The 341-nt window shown below is 44.3% G+C and carries 1 protein-coding gene; it reads right to left on the bottom strand.

Annotated elements, in window-relative coordinates; genetic code table 11:
* On the bottom strand, positions 1-341 hold a 341-nt coding region (locus LUD75_RS19090), incomplete at both ends, for a catalase (RefSeq protein WP_232707399.1).

Genomic DNA, 341 nt, shown 5'->3' on the forward strand with positions numbered 1-341 from the left:
AAAAACCGCCTTCTTTCATCATCGCCTGGAAAGGACAGCCGCCACCAATTGAATTGGGTTCATAGCTCACTTTTCCTTTGACGATTTGCTGACGCATATGGCCGTCTCTCTGATTGTTATGAACGGTATTGACGGATCTGTTGATCGGAATTTCGTGGAAGTTTGGCGAACCTAATCTGGATAATTGCGTATCTGTGTAAGAAAATAATCTGCCTTGCAACAACGGATCATTGCTGAAATCAATGCCAGGCACCAAATGTCCCGGATGGAAAGCAATCTGCTCGGTTTCCGCAAAGAAATTATCCGGATTTCTGTTAAGTGTAAGTGTCCCTACCAATTCG

The sequence above is a fragment of the Epilithonimonas sp. JDS genome, assembly GCF_021261315.1.
Classification (GTDB): Bacteria; Bacteroidota; Bacteroidia; order Flavobacteriales; family Weeksellaceae; genus Epilithonimonas.